The organism is Tepidiphilus margaritifer DSM 15129, assembly GCF_000425565.1.
GTDB lineage: Bacteria > Pseudomonadota > Gammaproteobacteria > Burkholderiales > Rhodocyclaceae > Tepidiphilus > Tepidiphilus margaritifer.
Map to the genome: position 1 here is coordinate 60360 of NZ_AUDR01000019.1, position 14326 is coordinate 74685.

A 14326-nucleotide genomic window follows, 5' to 3' on the forward strand; every position below is an offset into this window, starting at 1 on the left:
CCCTCTTCATGGCGAAGCAGGAGGACTCTCGCTTCTCTCCCCTTCCTGCGGCAGATAGACACCGAGGAGATACCAGTCTGGTCCGGGTCGAGGCGCATTCCCAGGGCCCATCCCGTGCAGGCGCCCTTTCGGATCGATCGCCAACAGCAGCTGCCCCCGACCAGCGAATTGCTCCTGATAAGCATCGAGGGAGAATGCCTCGCTCAAGCGCGTCGTATAGACCTTCGCACCTCGTTCCAACAACGCCAGCAATTCCGCCAAACCGGTTTCCTGACCACCAATGAGGCGGGCGTAGCGCCGATCCGCCACCTGCTGTCCTTCCTTGGCCATCTCGTCGGGCGTCAATAAGACATAAACATTACCCCTTCCGAATTCACGTCGATAGCGCACCGCCGCCAGCGCGTTCAGTTCCGGATACGGCGACATCGCCAGCAGGTACCCCACCCCGACGAGATCGAGCCGCCGGTCGGCTTCCTTCGAGACCACGTTGCCGAAGAACGTCTCCAGCCCGGCCATGCGCGCCTCGCGCACCAGGGCATAATCGGTGTCGGCCACGATCGCCCGAAAGCCCAGTCTGGTGAGCGCCAGGCCCAATTCTCGCCCCAGACGATGCGCCCCCACGATCAGTACCCCGCGTGCCTGCGGCTCCGCCACCCCCAGGCGTTGCGCCGCCAGGCGGGCGGTGCCGCCGGCGAAGAGCACCGTGCCAATGATCACGGAAAAGGTGAGCGGCACCAGGACCTCCGCCCCCGGGTGCCCCAGCTCGCGCAAGCGCAGCGCAAAAAGCGCCGATACCGCCGCAGCCACGATTCCTCGCGGTCCGATCCAGGCGATCAACACCTTCTCCTGCCACCTCAGTCCGCTCCCCCAAGTCGACGCCCATACCTTGAGCGGCTGGGCCACGAACTGGATCGCCATGAAGACCAACACCACCCCCTTGCCGACCTCGGTGAGCCGCCCCACGTCCAATCTCGCTGCCAGGACGATGAAGAGCACCGAGATCAGCAGGAGGGTGAGCGTTTCCTTGAACGAGAGGATGTTCTCGAGCGGAACCCCTTTCATGTTGGCCAGGCGCATGCCCATCACCGTCACCGCCAACAATCCCGCCTCGTGGGCGAGCATGTTCGCCGCCGTGAAGACTCCGACCACGAAGGCGAGCACGATGACGTTGTCGAGATAATCGGGCACCAGATAGCGGCGCAACATCCGTCCCAGCGCCTCGGCCGCGATCCAGCCAGCGGCGAATCCGACCGCCACCGCCTTGACGAATACCCACAGCACCGACCAGGCCGGCAGATCGGGCAGCGCGCGGCTGACGAGAAACTGATAGACCAGCACCGCCGCCAGCGCCCCGATCGGATCGATCACGATCCCCTCCCAACGCAGCACCGTGGCCACCTTGTCACTGGGACGCACGAAACGCAGCAGCGGCACGATCACCGTGGGCCCCGTCACCATCACCAACGCCCCGAAGAGCGCCGCCAGACCCCAATCGAGGTCCACGAACATGCGGGCCGCCGATGCCGCCACGGCCCAGGTCAACAACGCCCCGATGCTCACCAGGCGCAGTACCACCGTACTCATGCCCCGCAATTCGCTCAAACGAAGCGTGAGGCTGCCCTCGAAGAGAATGAGCGCCACCGCCAAAGACACCATGGGGAAAAGGACGGGGCCAAACAGGTGATCCGGATCGAGCCATCCCAATCCCGGACCTGCCACGATCCCTAATAACAGCAGAAAGACGATCGCCGGGATCTGGGTACGCCACGCCACCCACTGCGCCGCCACGCCGGCGACGACGATGGAGGCGAGCGCCAACAGGATATTCTCGTTCACCGAACTTTCCTCCCGATTCCGATCCGTTCCCGATTATAAAAGGTCGATGGAACCGACCTGCTTGACCAAAGCCCATCGAGCCGCTAACGTTACGGGTTTACCCGATCCTTGCATGGATCATCCCCACGAGGTATACCCCCATGCTCCTCACCGGCGCCGAAATCGTCGTCCAGTGCCTGCAGCGCGAAAACGTCAAATACGTCTTCGGCTACCCCGGCGGTGCGGTCCTGCACATCTACGATGCCTTCTTCCAACAAGACGAGATCCGGCACGTGCTCGTGCGCCACGAGCAGGCCGCGGTGCATGCCGCCGACGGCTATGCGCGCGCAAGCGGCGAAGTGGGCGTGGCGCTCGTCACCTCCGGCCCCGGCGCGACCAACGCGGTCACCGGCATCGCCACGGCCTATTGCGACTCCATTCCGGTGGTGATCCTCTCCGGCCAAGTCCCCACCGCCATGATCGGGCAGGACGCCTTCCAGGAAGTCGACACGGTAGGCATCACCCGCCCCTGCGTCAAGCACAACTTCCTCGTCAAGGACGTCGCCGAGCTCGCCGATACCCTCAAAAAAGCCTTCCACATCGCCCGTACCGGCCGCCCCGGCCCAGTGCTCGTCGACATCCCCAAAGACGTCTCGGCCGCCAAGTGCGAGTTCCGCTACCCCGAAACGGTGTCGATGCGCTCCTACAACCCCGTCGTCAAGGGGCACCAGGGGCAGATCCGCAAGGCCGTCAAGGCGCTGCGGGAGGCCAAGCGCCCCATCCTCTACGCTGGCGGCGGGGTGATCCTCGCCGATGCCGCCGACGAGCTCACGGCACTCGCCCGCCGGGTGGGCGCCCCGGTCACCACCACGCTCATGGCGCTGGGCGCCTACCCGGCGAGCGACCGCCAATTCCTCGGCATGCCCGGCATGCACGGCACCTACGAAGCCAACCTCGCCCTGCACCACGCCGACGTCGTGCTCTCGGTCGGCGCACGTTTCGACGACCGCGTCATCGGCAGCCCCGAGCACTTCGCCAGCGAACCGCGCACCATCATCCACATCGACATCGACCCTTCCTCCATCAGCAAGCGCGTCAAAGCCGATCTGCCCATCGTCGGCGACGTGCGCCACGTGCTCGCCGACTTCCTGCGCATCCTCGACGAAGAGGGCGTCACCGCCCCGAGCGAGGCGCTCGCCCCCTGGTGGGAACGCATCGAACAATGGCGCGCCCGGCGCTGCCTGGCCTACGAGCAGCCGGCCGAAGGCCCCATCAAGCCGCAATACGTGATCGAGACCCTGTGGAAAGTGACCAAAGGCGATGCCATCGTCACCTCCGACGTGGGGCAACACCAGATGTGGGCGGCGCAATACTACCGCTTCGATCACCCACGCCGCTGGCTCAATTCCGGCGGGCTGGGCACCATGGGCGTGGGGTTGCCCTACGCCATGGGCGCGCGCTTCGCCCGGCCCGATGCGCCGGTGGTGTGCGTCACCGGCGAAGCCTCGATCCAGATGTGCATCCAGGAACTCTCCACCTGCAAGCAATTCCGCCTGCCGCTCAAGATCGTCAATCTCAACAACGGCTATCTCGGCATGGTACGGCAGTGGCAGCAGCTCTTCCACGGCGGGCGTTATTCCGAATCCTACATGGACTCCCTGCCCGACTTCGCCGCGCTCGCCCGTGCCTACGGCCACGTCGGCATCCGCGTGGATCGTCCCGCCGATCTCCAGCCGGCGCTCGAGCGCGCCTTCAGCGAGCATGCCAACGAGCTCGTCTTTCTGGACGTGCGCATCGATCCCCGCGAGAACGTCTATCCCATGATCCAGGGCGGCAAGGGGCTCACCGAGATGATCCTCTCGGCCGACGACCTCTGAGCCCACGGCACAGGAACGAACACCATGCGACATCTCATCTCCGTGCTGATCGAAAACGAATCGGGGGCGCTGTCGCGCGTGGCGGGGCTCTTCTCCGCGCGCGGCTACAACATCGAATCGCTTACCGTCGCGCCCACCGAAGATCCTTCGCTATCGCGCATGACCATCATCACCAACGGCTCGGATGAGACCGTCGAGCAGATCACCAAACAGCTCAACAAGCTCATCGAAACGGTCAAGGTGGTGGATCTGTCGGAAGCCCCGCACCTCGAGCGCGAACTGATGCTGCTCAAAGTGCGCGCCACCGGCAAGGACCGCGAGGAGATGAAACGCATGGCCGACATCTTCCGCGCGCGCATCGTCGACGTCACCGACACTACTTACGTCATCGAACTCACCGGCAACCAGGGCAAGCTCGATGCCTTCATCCAGGCGATCGACCCCGCTCTGATTCTCGAAACCGTGCGTAGCGGCGTCTGCGGCATCGGCCGCGGCGAACGCGTCCTGCGCGTCTGACACCTCCACGACAACAACGGAAAGGAAACATCATGAAAGTCTATTACGACAAGGACGCCGACCTCTCGCTCATCAAGGGCAAGTCCGTCACCATCGTCGGCTATGGCTCGCAAGGCCACGCGCATGCGCTCAACCTGCGCGACTCCGGCGTCAAGGTCACGGTGGGTCTGCGCCGCGGCGGCAGTTCCTGGCGCAAGGCCGAAGCGGCCGGCCTCACCGTCAAGGAAGTGGGCGAAGCCGTCAAAGGGGCGGATCTGGTGATGATCCTGCTGCCCGACGAGACCCAGCCCGAAGTCTATGTGCGTGACATCGAGCCCAACCTCAAGCAGGGCGCGGCGCTCGCCTTCGCCCACGGATTCAACATCCACTACAACCAGATCGTGCCGCGCGCCGACCTCGACGTCATCATGATCGCGCCCAAGGGGCCCGGCCACACCGTGCGCTCCGAGTACGTCCGCGGCGGCGGCGTGCCTTCGCTCATCGCCGTGCATCAGGACGTCTCCGGCAAAGCGCGCGATTTGGCCCTTTCCTACGCCGCGGCCAACGGCGGCACCAAGGGTGGCGTGATCGAGACCACGTTCCGCGAAGAAACCGAGACCGACCTCTTCGGCGAACAGGCCGTGCTCTGCGGCGGCGCGGTGGAACTCGTCAAGATGGGATTCGAGACGCTGGTCGAAGCCGGCTACGCCCCCGAGATGGCCTACTTCGAGTGCCTGCACGAGCTCAAGCTCATCGTCGATCTCATGTACGAGGGCGGCATCGCCAACATGAACTACTCGATCTCGAACAACGCCGAGTTCGGCGAGTACACCACCGGGCCCGAAGTCATCAATGAGCACTCCCGCGCCGCCATGCGCCGTGCGCTCGAGCGCATCCGCAATGGTGAGTACGCCAAGCAGTTCATCCTCGAGGGCAAGCTCAACTACCCGAGCATGACGGCGCGCCGTCGACTCATTGCCGAACACCCGATCGAACAGGTCGGCGCCAAGCTGCGCTCGATGATGCCGTGGCTCGCCAAGAACAAGCTGGTCGATCAGAGCAAGAACTAACCGCAGCGATGAGCGGCGTCGCACCCCTGCGGCGCCGCCTCCACCCACAGGCGCTCGCCGCGGGCACACAGCCACGCCTCTCCCAGGGGAAAACGCCATACCCCGCCTGCATAGTCCGCCGCCTGGCGCAGCCCCTCTTCCAGACGCCGTTGGGTCGGCGGCAGGGCCGGCAGCCGCAGGGTTGCCCAGCGCACCAAATTCTTCTGCCGATGGACCGGCAACCGCAAAAACTCCGCCCAATCCCAGCCGCCCTGCGGATGGCCCACCCGTTCGTCGTCGAGCGCGGCCAGATCGTCCAAGCCTTGCTGCGCCTCAGCCATGGTCTCGGCGGTACGGGCGAGCACGGTGCGCACGCCCGGCAGCCTTTCCTCCAGCTGCGGCAGAATTTCCCCCCGCAGCCAGTTGCGGGTGAAGTCGGCGCTCGCATTCGACGGATCCTCGACCCAGTTCAAACCGCGTTCCCGCGCCCAGGCGATGAGCGTCTCTTTGGGCAGATCAAGGAAAGGGCGCAGCCACCACGGCGCCGCCGCCCCAGCCAGGGGCGCCGGCGCAATGGGCCGCATCGCCGCAAGCCCGGCCACGCCCGAGCCGCGCAGCAAACGAAAGAGCACCGTCTCGGCCTGATCGTCGCGATGCTGCGCGAGCACCAACGCATCCCCCGGCACCGCGGCGAGCGCGCGCAGGCGCGCCGAACGCGCCGCGGCCTCGAGCCCTCTGCCGTCCGGCTGCACGCGCACGTACGCTACCTGCAGCGGCACACCGAGTGAAGCACAGTGCGCTCGCGCTTCCTCGACCCAGGCGTCGGCCTGCTCGAGGAGCCCATGGTGCACATGCACCGCCTTCAGTTCCAGCGGAAATTCGGCGCGCGCCTCGGCAAGCGCGTGCAGCAGCACGGTGGAATCGACGCCGCCGGAGAACCCCAATACGAGCCGCAAAGGAAACGCTGAATAATTGGCTGCGCGGGCGAATCGCTGCGTTGCGCGGTGCTCGCTCCCTCGCCTATCTATTCGATATGTCTCGGTCGCTGCGCTCCGTGCGCCTTGCGCTTCATCCCGCTCGCTCATTTCTTCAGCGTTTCCCAAAGGGTGCAAAGGGACCCGCGTCGCGAGCAATTCGATCGCCTCGAAGATCGCCGCGGCGACCGGGTCGCGCTCAGCTGCGCTCGGCGAAGCGGCCATAGGAAGCCAGGCGCTGCTGCCGGCGTTCCACCAGCGCTTCGGGCGCGAGCCCTTCGAGCCCGGCGAGCGCCTGCTGCAGATGCCCTTTGAGGATCTCGGCCATCTTCTCCGGTTCGCGGTGTGCGCCGCCCACCGGTTCCGGCACGATGCCGTCGATCAGACCCAAGGACAAAAGCTTGGGCGCGGTGATACCCAGGATCTCGGCCGCTTCAGGCGCCTTCTCCGCGCTCTTCCACAGGATGGAAGCGCAGCCTTCGGGCGAGATCACCGAATAGACGGCGTGCTGCAGCATGAGCACCGTATCCCCCACGGCGATCGCCAGCGCTCCGCCCGAGCCCCCCTCACCGATCACGGTGACGACCACGGGCACGCGCAGCATGGCCATCTCGTAGAGGTTGCGCCCGATCGCTTCCGACTGTCCCCGCTCCTCGGCGTCGATTCCGGGATAGGCACCAGGCGTATCGACGAAAGTGAAGATCGGCAGGCCGAACTTCTCGGCCAGTTTCATCAAGCGCAGCGCCTTGCGATAGCCTTCGGGCCGGGGCATGCCGAAGTTGCGCGCGATCTTCTCCTTGGTGTCGCGCCCTTTCTGATGGCCGATCACCATGCACGGCCGCCCGTCGAAGCGCGCAAGCCCGCCGACGATCGCCTTGTCGTCGGCGAAATGCCGATCACCGTGCAGTTCCTCGAAATCGGTGAAGATGCGCTCCACGTAGTCGAGCGTATAGGGACGCAGCGGATGGCGCGCCACCTGTGTCGTCTGCCAGGCATCGAGCCGGGCGTAGAGATCTTCGAGCTGCTTGCGCGCTTTCTTCTCCAGCCGCTCGATCTCTTCGCTGATGTCGACGGCGGAAGCATCGTGCGCGTAGCGCAGCTCGCCGATCTTCTCCTCCAGCTCGGCTACCGAGCGCTCGAATTCGAGAAAGATCCGTTTCATCACCTGCGTCCCGACCTGAGAAGAGGAGATTTTACCCGAAGGCCACCACCCGGGTCCGAAAAACGGAAAGGGCGCTTGCCGCGCCCCTTCCTGACATACGAAAAGCAGTTCGACTCAATCGTCGCCGTTGAACACCCCGAGCAGCTGCAACAGGCTCGTGAAGAGGTTGAAGATCGTCACGTACAGCGACACCGTGGCCAAGATATAGTTGGTCTCGCCGCCGCGCACGATCTGGCTGGTCTCGAAGAGGATCATGCCGGACATGAGCAGCACGAACATCGCCGACACGGCCAGCGACAAGGCCGGTAGATGGAAGAAGATGGCCCCCAGCCCCGCGAGGAAGGCGACCAGCACGCCTACGAAGAGGAATCCACCCATGAAGGAGAAATCCCGCTTCGAGATCGTGGCGTAGGCCGACAATCCCAGGAAGATCGCCGCTGTGCCGCCAAAGGCCTGCATCACGACCGCCGGACCGTTGGGCAGCGCCAGATAGGCCGAAAGGATCGGCCCCAGGGTATAACCCATGAAGCCGGTGAGCGCAAAGACGGCAAGGATGCCGCTTGCCTGATTGGCAAGCCGCTGCACTAGGAAGAGAAGCCCGAAGTACCCCACCAGGGTGATGATGAGTCCCGGATGCGGTAACTTCAAGGCCATGGACACGCCCGCCGTCAGTGCCGAGAAAGCCAGCGTCAGGGCGAGCAACACGTACGTGTTGCGCAAGACCCGGTTCGCCGCCGGCAGGGCCGCTCCTTGCGTTTCGCTCCATGCCACGGCTCGCGCCGGGGCGGTGTCGTTCCATCGTTCGTCGATTCGTTGCATCCTTGCCTCCGTCAAAAAACTGCCATGGATTGATTCAAGCCGGCAACGGCAGCGCCTGCGGCCGGGCGAAGCGGCGTTCGAGCACCCGCTGAACGCGTTTTACTGCCTGTTCGACCGCCAACTGGGCCACCCGTTCCGTGACCGCGAATACGACCTGCGGACGCTGCCGCAGACGCATCTGCACCACGCAGCGCTTGGCCCAGGCACCGGTTTCGTCCCGCACATCGACCAGTTTGACCCGCGCCCAAGTCACCCGGTTGCGGAAACGACGGATCGCGTCGGAAAAACGGTGCACCACCTCATGTTTGGTCACTTCGTCGCACTGAGTTCCTTCACAGACGAGTTCGATCTTCATCCTGACCTCCGTTGCGCCGATGGCTCGGAAACCATGATAGACCAATTTCGCCACGACAATGTAACGTTCCTTACCAATCGCTGCCCGTTCCTCCCTCGCCCCCGGGGGCGCTGCCCTCCGACCCCCACCCCTGATCCCCAGCGGGAATCTCGATCTTTTCCAGGTCGACCTTCCCCACCTTGGAGAAACTCATCGTCACCAGCGAAGGGAAGGCGATCAGCAAGCCCACCATCACCAGCTGCAGAACGAGGAAGGGGATCGCCCCCCAGTAGATTTCGACGGTAGAGACGCCGCGGATCTTCTTGCCGGTCACGGCATCGACGTATTCGCCCGCCGGCGCCACGCTACGCAAGAAGAACAAGGCAAAACCGAAAGGCGGATGCATGAAGGAAGTCTGCATCACCATGGCGATGAGCACGCCGAACCAGATGAGATCGATCCCCAGGGCGTTCGCCGCCGGCCCGAGCAAGGGGATGACGATGAAAGCGAGCTCGAAATAGTCGAGGAAGAAGGCGAGCACGAAGACGAAGAGGGAAGCGAAGATGAGGAATCCCACCTGTCCGCCGGGCAGCTGCGTGAGCAGGTGCTGTACCCAGTGACTCCCTCCCACTCCCTGGAAGGTGAGATTGAACATGGTCGAGCCGATGAGGATGAACATGACAAAGGAGGAAAGCGTCGTCGTGCCTTTGAGCGCCTGCACCAGCAGCGACCAGTCGAGCCGTTTGCGCGCCCAGGCGAGCAGCATGGCCCCCACCGCGCCCATCGCCCCCCCTTCGGTGGGCGTGGCCACGCCAAGGAAGATGGTACCGAGCACGAGAAAAATGAGCGCGAGCGGCGGGATCAGCACGAATGTGACGCGTTCGGCCATGCGCGAGAGCAGCCCCAAACGGAAGACCCGGTTGATGAGGGCGATCACGAAGGCGACGAGCGTGGCGAGCGTGGTCGCGGCGACCACCGTCTCGTCGATCGGTTGTTCCTTGGGCTCACCACCGGTCATCCAGGCAAGGATCTCGTTATAGTGCTGCCCGGCGACGATCCCCACCGCGATCGCGATCACTGCCAGCACCGCCACCGAGCGCGTGCCGCTCGAACCGTCGTCCTCGCGGATGGTGCGCGCCTCCGGCGGCAGAGCCGGCAGGTCTTTCGGGCGCAGGATCGTCAGGCCGATCACGTAGAGCACGTAGAGTCCGACCAGGGCGAACGCCGGGATGAACGCCCCCTTGTAGAGGTCGCCCACGCTCTTGCCCAGCTGGTCGGCCAGTACGATCAGCACGAGCGACGGGGGGATGATCTGCGCCAAAGTACCCGAAGCGGCGATCACGCCGCTCGCGAGCTTACGGTCATAACCGTAGCGCAGCATGATGGGCAGCGAGATGAGCCCCATGGAGATCACCGAGGCCGCCACGACGCCGGTGGTGGCGGCGAGCAGCGCCCCGACGAAGATCACGGCAAAGGCCAGCCCCCCGCGCACCGAACCGAAGAGCTGGCCGATGGTGTCGAGCAGATCCTCGGCCATGCCCGAGCGCTCGAGCACCAGCCCCATCAAAGTGAAAAACGGCACGGCGAGCAGCGTCTCGTTCTGCATGATCCCGAAAATGCGCAGCGGCAGCGCCTGAAAGAACACCGGCGCGAGCAGGCCGAGCTCGATGCCGATCAGTCCGAAGAAGAGGCCGCAAGCCCCCAGGGCAAACGCTACGGGGAAGCCATAGAGCAAAAAGAAGATTAACCCCAGGAACATGAGGGGCGCGAGATTCTGGGCAAGCCACGCCATCATCGTGCTCCCTCGGCACCGTCGGGCGACGGCGTTTCATCACTTTCCTTGACGAAGGGCGAAGGCAAGGCGCCCCTGAGAAAGGCAACACGCTTGATCGCCTCGGAAATCCCCTGCAGCAGCAAGAGCGTGAAACCGACCGGGATCATGAGATAGACCGGCCAGCGGATGAGCCCGCCGGAATTCGAGGACATCTCGCCGGAGACGTAGCCCTGCCAGAAAAAGGGAATGGAAAAGTAGAGCACGCCCACGCACACCGGCAGCAACATGAAGAACAGACCGAAGAGGTCCATCCACGCCTGCGTGCGCAACGAGAAGCGCGAGATCAAGATGTCGATGCGCACATGCTCGTTGTTGCGCAGCGTCAAGGCGGCCGCAAACAGGAAAGCCGCCGCGTAGAGGTACCACTGCGCCTCGAGCCAGGCGTTCGAGCCCACGTTCAGCAGTTTTCTCACGACGGCATTGGCGGCGCTCAAGACGGTGGCAGCGAAGATGAACCAGATCGCGATTCGCCCGAAGAACCGGTTGAGCGCGTCGATGCCGCGCGACAGCCTCAGCCAAGCCTGCATCGCACCGCCCTCCGCAAAAAGGGGTAAATTATAAGACAACCGACCGCCGCCAGTCGGAAGGCCGCTGGCTCATGGTACGAGTTTGCCCGGGTTGAAGATCCCTTGCGGGTCGAGCGCGACCTTGATGGCGCGCATCACCGCTACACCCACCTCGCCCGCCTCGCGCGCGACGAACTCTCGCTTACCCATGCCCACGCCGTGTTCGCCGCTGCAGGTTCCACCCAGTGACTGGGCGATCGCCACGAGTTCGGCACTCAGGGCCTTGGCCCGCTCGAGCTCGGCCGCGTCTTCCGGATCGATCAGGATCACCGTGTGAAAATTGCCGTCGCCCACGTGTCCCAGGATGGGAGCGATGAGGCCGGAAGCGTCGACATTGAGCTGCTTACGCGTCACCCCCGGCTGCACCACCGCGAGCATGTCCTCGGCGTCGATCTCCAGGACGTGATTCATCTGGGAAACGTCCACGCTCACCCCGCCATAGAGTGCGAGTACGTGCCCCTCGAGCGAAGTGCCCGTACCGTAGGGTATGAGCGGCACGCCGTATTCGGGCACCACCTCGACCACTTCCTCGGTGCTGGTGACGAAGGCCACCGCCTGCGGCGGCTGGTCGGGAAAATGGGATTCGTCGTGCCCGTGGTGGGCGCGCACCCCCGAAGAGCGGGTGAAACGCTCGCCCAGGCACGCCTCGAGCCGCGCCACCAAGGCGGGCGGCAGTTCACGGGCAAACCTCGGCGGGTCATAGGGGATCATGCCTTTCTCCTACCCCACGGCGGACGCACTCACAGCGGCGCCGCGGCCATGTATTGATCGTAGCTGAGTTCCGAGAGACGGAACCAGGCGTATTCGTCGCGCAGGAATTTCTGGTAGTGGGTATTCAGGCGGCGGAAATCTTCGTTCTTCGCCTCGAACTCGGCAAAGACCTCGCGGCTCGCCTTGAATGCCGCGTCCATCACTTCTTTGGGCATGCGCTGGATCTTGGCGCCCTCGGCGATGAGGCGGCGCAGCGCCTCGGGATTGCGCGCATCGTACTTGGCGAGCATTCGCGTGTGCGCGTCGGCTGCGGCGATGCGCATCGCCTCTCGATAGGCCTTTGGCAAGCTTTCATAGGACTTGGCATTGACGAGCAAGGTCACCTGGGCGCTGCCCTCCCACCATGCGGGATAATAGCCATAAGGGGCAACGCGATGGAAACCCAGCTTCTGGTCATCATAGGGAGAGCTCCATTCCACCGCATCGATCGTCCCTTTCTCGAGCGCCTGATAGACCTCACCGCCGGGAATGGCCTGGGATACCGCGCCGAGCTTGCCGAGCACGTGGCCGGCCATGTTGCCCATGCGCATCTTCAGGCCCTTGAGATCCTCGACGGAGCGGATCTCCTTGCGATACCACCCGCCCCATTGAGTCCCGGTATTGCCCAGGGGGAAATTGACGATGCCGTAACGAGCATAGATCTCTCGCAGGAGCTGCAATCCCCCACCGTCGTACATCCAGGCATTCATCATCCGAGCGTTCATGCCGAAAGGCAGGATCGCGTCGAAGGCAAACGCTTCATTCTTGCCGATGAAATAGAACGCGATGGCGTGCGCCATCTCCACCGTGCCGTTTTGCACCGCATCGAACACGCTCAGCGCCGGAACGATCTCCCCTCCGGCCGAGACCTCGATCTGAAAGGCGCCGTCGGTCAGGTCGGCGACGTTGCGCGCGAAATCCTCACTCACGCCAAAGAGCGTGTCGAGCGAACGCGGATAGCTCGAAGCCAGGCGCCAGCGCATGTTGCGCTGGGCCATCACCACCGCCGGAGCCATTCCGGAAGAAAGGATTCCGGCCAAGCCGGCTCCTTGGATGAAACGACGGCGTTCCATGTCTCCCTTCACTTTTTATCAAGCGATACAGTATTTTGATTAGAGTACAATGAAACGGCGCCGACGACAATCGGCCGCCAATAACCACACCAAAAGAGGAGACGAAACATGACATGGCAACAGGTCTATGATCCCTTCGGCAACATGCCGTTGTCGACCCTATTCGCCGCCATTCCGGTGGCGGTGCTGTTGATCGGCCTCGGGATCGTTCATCTGCGGGCCCATTTCGCCGCGGGGTTGGGGTTGCTCGCTGCGCGCAGCGGCAAGTCGCACCATTTTCGCCCCGGACTGACGGGTACAATCATAAAAATGACAATTTTCGTGCAGTATTTTGAAATATATGATGAAAAATGGCGGAGGCGGTGAGATTCGAACTCACGAGGGGCGCGAACCCCTGGCGGTTTTCAAGACCGCTGCCTTCAACCGCTCGGCCACGCCTCCGGACGCCGACGCCTTGCGCGCCGGCGAGGTCGATTCTACCGCAAACTCAGGCGAACGCCGTCGCTCCGCTACCGCCCAGCTCTGCCCGCAGCGCGGCGGCGAGCGTGGCCGGCGGGTGGACCACGGCATGCGGTGAAGGACCGCGACGGCGCGGCGGGGCCCAAATGGCGTCGGGGAAGTGGGCGTCGTCGCGGTAGCGTGGAATCACGTGCCAGTGCAGGTGCGGCACCATGTTGCCGAGACTCGCGAGGTTCACCTTGTCCGGGCTCATGAGGCGGCGCAGCACGCGCTCCGTGCCGAGCAGCACCCGCCACAGGTGCGCGCAGTCGTCCGCGTCGAGATCCGTCATCTCGGCGACGTGCTCATTCCAGATCACGCGCAGATAGCCGGGATAATCGGCATGGCGGACGTCGATGACGCGACAGCGACCATCGCGCCACAGCACTTCCTCCTCACTCCCTAAGCATAGGGGGCAACTATCGGGACGATTCGATCGTAGTGGCATCATTCCATCCTCACGAGAGGAACTTCGACAATATAATCCTCGCCTCTACCGCACGCAATCGCCATCATGGATACTCGACCCGATTCCGCTTTCCAGCTTCAATGGCGCGAAGCGCTTTCGGTGAAGAACGATGCCATCGACCGTGACCATCGCCGTCTCATCGGGCTCATCAATCGGGTGCAAGGCATGCTGGCGCACGATAGTTCGGTCGGCGAACTCACCCAGGCCCTGGACGAACTCGCCGACTATACCGCCACGCATTTCCGTCGCGAAGAAGCGATCCAGCAGGCCATCGGGTATCCCGAATCCCGGTCTCATGCGATGCAGCATCGAGACCTCACCCATCAGCTGCACACGATCACCGCCGAGATTCTCTCCCTGGCGCATGGCGGCAACACGGTCCATGCACTCGCCCCCGAACTGCGGCAACGCATTCTGAACCTGTTTCGCGAGTGGCTCATCACCCATATCATTCAGCAGGATTTGCGCTACAAACCCTGGCTCGAACGTTTCCCTTCCGACTGGACGCCGGCAACGGCAGGGCAATCGCATCAAACCAAGAGTCCTGTCTTAAAAAATAGTTTTTAAACTCCATGGGCTGCCCAGAGGGGCTGTTCACAGTGCCCTGATTC

15 protein-coding genes and 1 tRNA gene are annotated in these 14326 nt (G+C 63.8%); 5 read left to right on the forward strand and 11 right to left on the reverse strand.

Going from position 1 to position 14326, the window contains the following annotated elements:
- Positions 1 to 6 precede the first annotated feature (6 nt).
- On the reverse strand, positions 7 to 1836 hold the full coding sequence (locus tag H607_RS0108230) for a cation:proton antiporter (RefSeq protein ID WP_028875043.1): 1830 nt from the start codon (positions 1834 to 1836) through the stop codon (positions 7 to 9).
- Positions 1837 to 1976: 140 nt separating this feature from the next.
- Here H607_RS0108230 and ilvB point away from each other — a divergent pair, with 140 nt between their 5' ends.
- The 3 genes from ilvB to ilvC are packed head-to-tail and all read left to right on the forward strand — an operon-like array spanning position 1977 to position 5257.
- Positions 1977 to 3692 carry a biosynthetic-type acetolactate synthase large subunit gene (gene ilvB / locus H607_RS0108235; protein ID WP_028875044.1) on the forward strand — a complete coding sequence of 572 codons (1716 nt, stop codon included), beginning with the start codon at positions 1977 to 1979 and terminating at the stop codon, positions 3690 to 3692.
- A 24-nt stretch (positions 3693 to 3716) separates the two neighbouring features.
- Positions 3717 to 4208 (forward strand): acetolactate synthase small subunit, encoded by a 492-nt coding sequence (gene ilvN / locus H607_RS0108240; RefSeq protein ID WP_028875045.1) that lies wholly within the window; start codon positions 3717 to 3719, stop codon positions 4206 to 4208.
- Positions 4205 to 5257 carry a ketol-acid reductoisomerase gene (gene ilvC, locus H607_RS0108245; RefSeq protein ID WP_281168741.1) on the forward strand — a complete coding sequence of 351 codons (1053 nt, stop codon included), beginning with the start codon at positions 4205 to 4207 and terminating at the stop codon, positions 5255 to 5257. The genes ilvN and ilvC overlap by 4 nt, the downstream gene beginning before the upstream one ends.
- Here the strand turns inward: ilvC and tilS are convergent.
- From tilS to H607_RS0108285, 8 genes are all read right to left on the reverse strand, one after another.
- A complete protein-coding gene (gene tilS, locus H607_RS12290; RefSeq protein ID WP_169393598.1) occupies positions 5254 to 6321 on the reverse strand; it encodes a tRNA lysidine(34) synthetase TilS in 1068 nt (355 codons plus the stop codon). The two genes, ilvC and tilS, sit on opposite strands and share 4 nt — an antisense overlap.
- An 88-nt stretch (positions 6322 to 6409) precedes the next feature.
- The gene (locus tag H607_RS0108255; RefSeq protein ID WP_028875047.1) at positions 6410 to 7372 is read right to left on the reverse strand and encodes an acetyl-CoA carboxylase carboxyltransferase subunit alpha; all 963 of its coding nucleotides are present in this window, start codon (positions 7370 to 7372) and stop codon (positions 6410 to 6412) included.
- Positions 7373 to 7486: 114 nt separating this feature from the next.
- Positions 7487 to 8191 (reverse strand): Bax inhibitor-1/YccA family protein, encoded by a 705-nt coding sequence (locus H607_RS0108260; protein WP_083961996.1) that lies wholly within the window; start codon positions 8189 to 8191, stop codon positions 7487 to 7489.
- Between the two features lie 34 nt (positions 8192 to 8225).
- Entirely contained in the window at positions 8226 to 8546 is a 321-nt protein-coding gene (locus H607_RS0108265; RefSeq protein WP_028875049.1) for a hypothetical protein, read from the reverse strand.
- A gap of 70 nt (positions 8547 to 8616) precedes the next feature.
- The gene (locus H607_RS0108270) at positions 8617 to 10317 is read right to left on the reverse strand and encodes a TRAP transporter large permease subunit (RefSeq protein ID WP_157381284.1); all 1701 of its coding nucleotides are present in this window, start codon (positions 10315 to 10317) and stop codon (positions 8617 to 8619) included.
- Positions 10317 to 10886, reverse strand: coding sequence for a TRAP transporter small permease subunit (locus H607_RS0108275; protein ID WP_028875051.1), 570 nt, complete (start codon positions 10884 to 10886; stop codon positions 10317 to 10319). Before H607_RS0108275 ends, H607_RS0108270 begins: the two co-directional genes overlap by 1 nt.
- A gap of 69 nt (positions 10887 to 10955) precedes the next feature.
- The gene (locus H607_RS0108280; RefSeq protein ID WP_028875052.1) at positions 10956 to 11636 is read right to left on the reverse strand and encodes an FAD-linked oxidase C-terminal domain-containing protein; all 681 of its coding nucleotides are present in this window, start codon (positions 11634 to 11636) and stop codon (positions 10956 to 10958) included.
- Between the two features lie 29 nt (positions 11637 to 11665).
- A complete protein-coding gene (locus H607_RS0108285; protein WP_028875053.1) occupies positions 11666 to 12748 on the reverse strand; it encodes a TRAP transporter substrate-binding protein in 1083 nt (360 codons plus the stop codon).
- 108 nt (positions 12749 to 12856) lie between these two features.
- Here H607_RS0108285 and H607_RS13145 point away from each other — a divergent pair, with 108 nt between their 5' ends.
- Positions 12857 to 13114 carry a hypothetical protein gene (locus H607_RS13145; RefSeq protein WP_028875054.1) on the forward strand — a complete coding sequence of 86 codons (258 nt, stop codon included), beginning with the start codon at positions 12857 to 12859 and terminating at the stop codon, positions 13112 to 13114.
- On the opposite strand, the gene H607_RS0108295 is transcribed toward H607_RS13145, so the two are convergent.
- Positions 13100 to 13189 (reverse strand) — tRNA-Ser (locus H607_RS0108295). The two genes, H607_RS13145 and H607_RS0108295, sit on opposite strands and share 15 nt — an antisense overlap.
- A 46-nt stretch (positions 13190 to 13235) precedes the next feature.
- On the reverse strand, positions 13236 to 13694 hold the full coding sequence (locus tag H607_RS0108300; protein ID WP_037990083.1) for an HIT domain-containing protein: 459 nt from the start codon (positions 13692 to 13694) through the stop codon (positions 13236 to 13238).
- A 66-nt stretch (positions 13695 to 13760) separates the two neighbouring features.
- On the opposite strand from H607_RS0108300, the gene H607_RS12930 reads away from it, so the two are divergent.
- Positions 13761 to 14282 carry a bacteriohemerythrin gene (locus H607_RS12930; protein ID WP_051240773.1) on the forward strand — a complete coding sequence of 174 codons (522 nt, stop codon included), beginning with the start codon at positions 13761 to 13763 and terminating at the stop codon, positions 14280 to 14282.
- Positions 14283 to 14326 lie beyond the last annotated feature (44 nt).

Excerpts from the sequence above, each read along its gene's own strand:
- H607_RS13145 (WP_028875054.1), top strand. The coding sequence starts at position 12,857 with ATGACATGGCAACAGGTCTATGATCCCTTCGGCAACATGCCGTTGTCG.
- H607_RS0108260 (WP_083961996.1), bottom strand. The coding sequence starts at position 8,191 with ATGCAACGAATCGACGAACGATGGAACGACACCGCCCCGGCGCGAGCC.
- H607_RS0108255 (WP_028875047.1), bottom strand. The coding sequence starts at position 7,372 with ATGAAACGGATCTTTCTCGAATTCGAGCGCTCGGTAGCCGAGCTGGAG.
- H607_RS12930 (WP_051240773.1), top strand. The coding sequence starts at position 13,761 with ATGGATACTCGACCCGATTCCGCTTTCCAGCTTCAATGGCGCGAAGCG.
- ilvB (WP_028875044.1), top strand. The coding sequence starts at position 1,977 with ATGCTCCTCACCGGCGCCGAAATCGTCGTCCAGTGCCTGCAGCGCGAA.
- H607_RS0108285 (WP_028875053.1), bottom strand. The coding sequence starts at position 12,748 with ATGGAACGCCGTCGTTTCATCCAAGGAGCCGGCTTGGCCGGAATCCTT.
- H607_RS0108300 (WP_037990083.1), bottom strand. The coding sequence starts at position 13,694 with ATGCCACTACGATCGAATCGTCCCGATAGTTGCCCCCTATGCTTAGGG.
- H607_RS0108280 (WP_028875052.1), bottom strand. The coding sequence starts at position 11,636 with ATGATCCCCTATGACCCGCCGAGGTTTGCCCGTGAACTGCCGCCCGCC.
- H607_RS0108275 (WP_028875051.1), bottom strand. The coding sequence starts at position 10,886 with ATGCAGGCTTGGCTGAGGCTGTCGCGCGGCATCGACGCGCTCAACCGG.
- tilS (WP_169393598.1), bottom strand. The coding sequence starts at position 6,321 with ATGAGCGAGCGGGATGAAGCGCAAGGCGCACGGAGCGCAGCGACCGAG.
- ilvN (WP_028875045.1), top strand. The coding sequence starts at position 3,717 with ATGCGACATCTCATCTCCGTGCTGATCGAAAACGAATCGGGGGCGCTG.
- H607_RS0108270 (WP_157381284.1), bottom strand. The coding sequence starts at position 10,317 with ATGGCGTGGCTTGCCCAGAATCTCGCGCCCCTCATGTTCCTGGGGTTA.
- H607_RS0108265 (WP_028875049.1), bottom strand. The coding sequence starts at position 8,546 with ATGAAGATCGAACTCGTCTGTGAAGGAACTCAGTGCGACGAAGTGACC.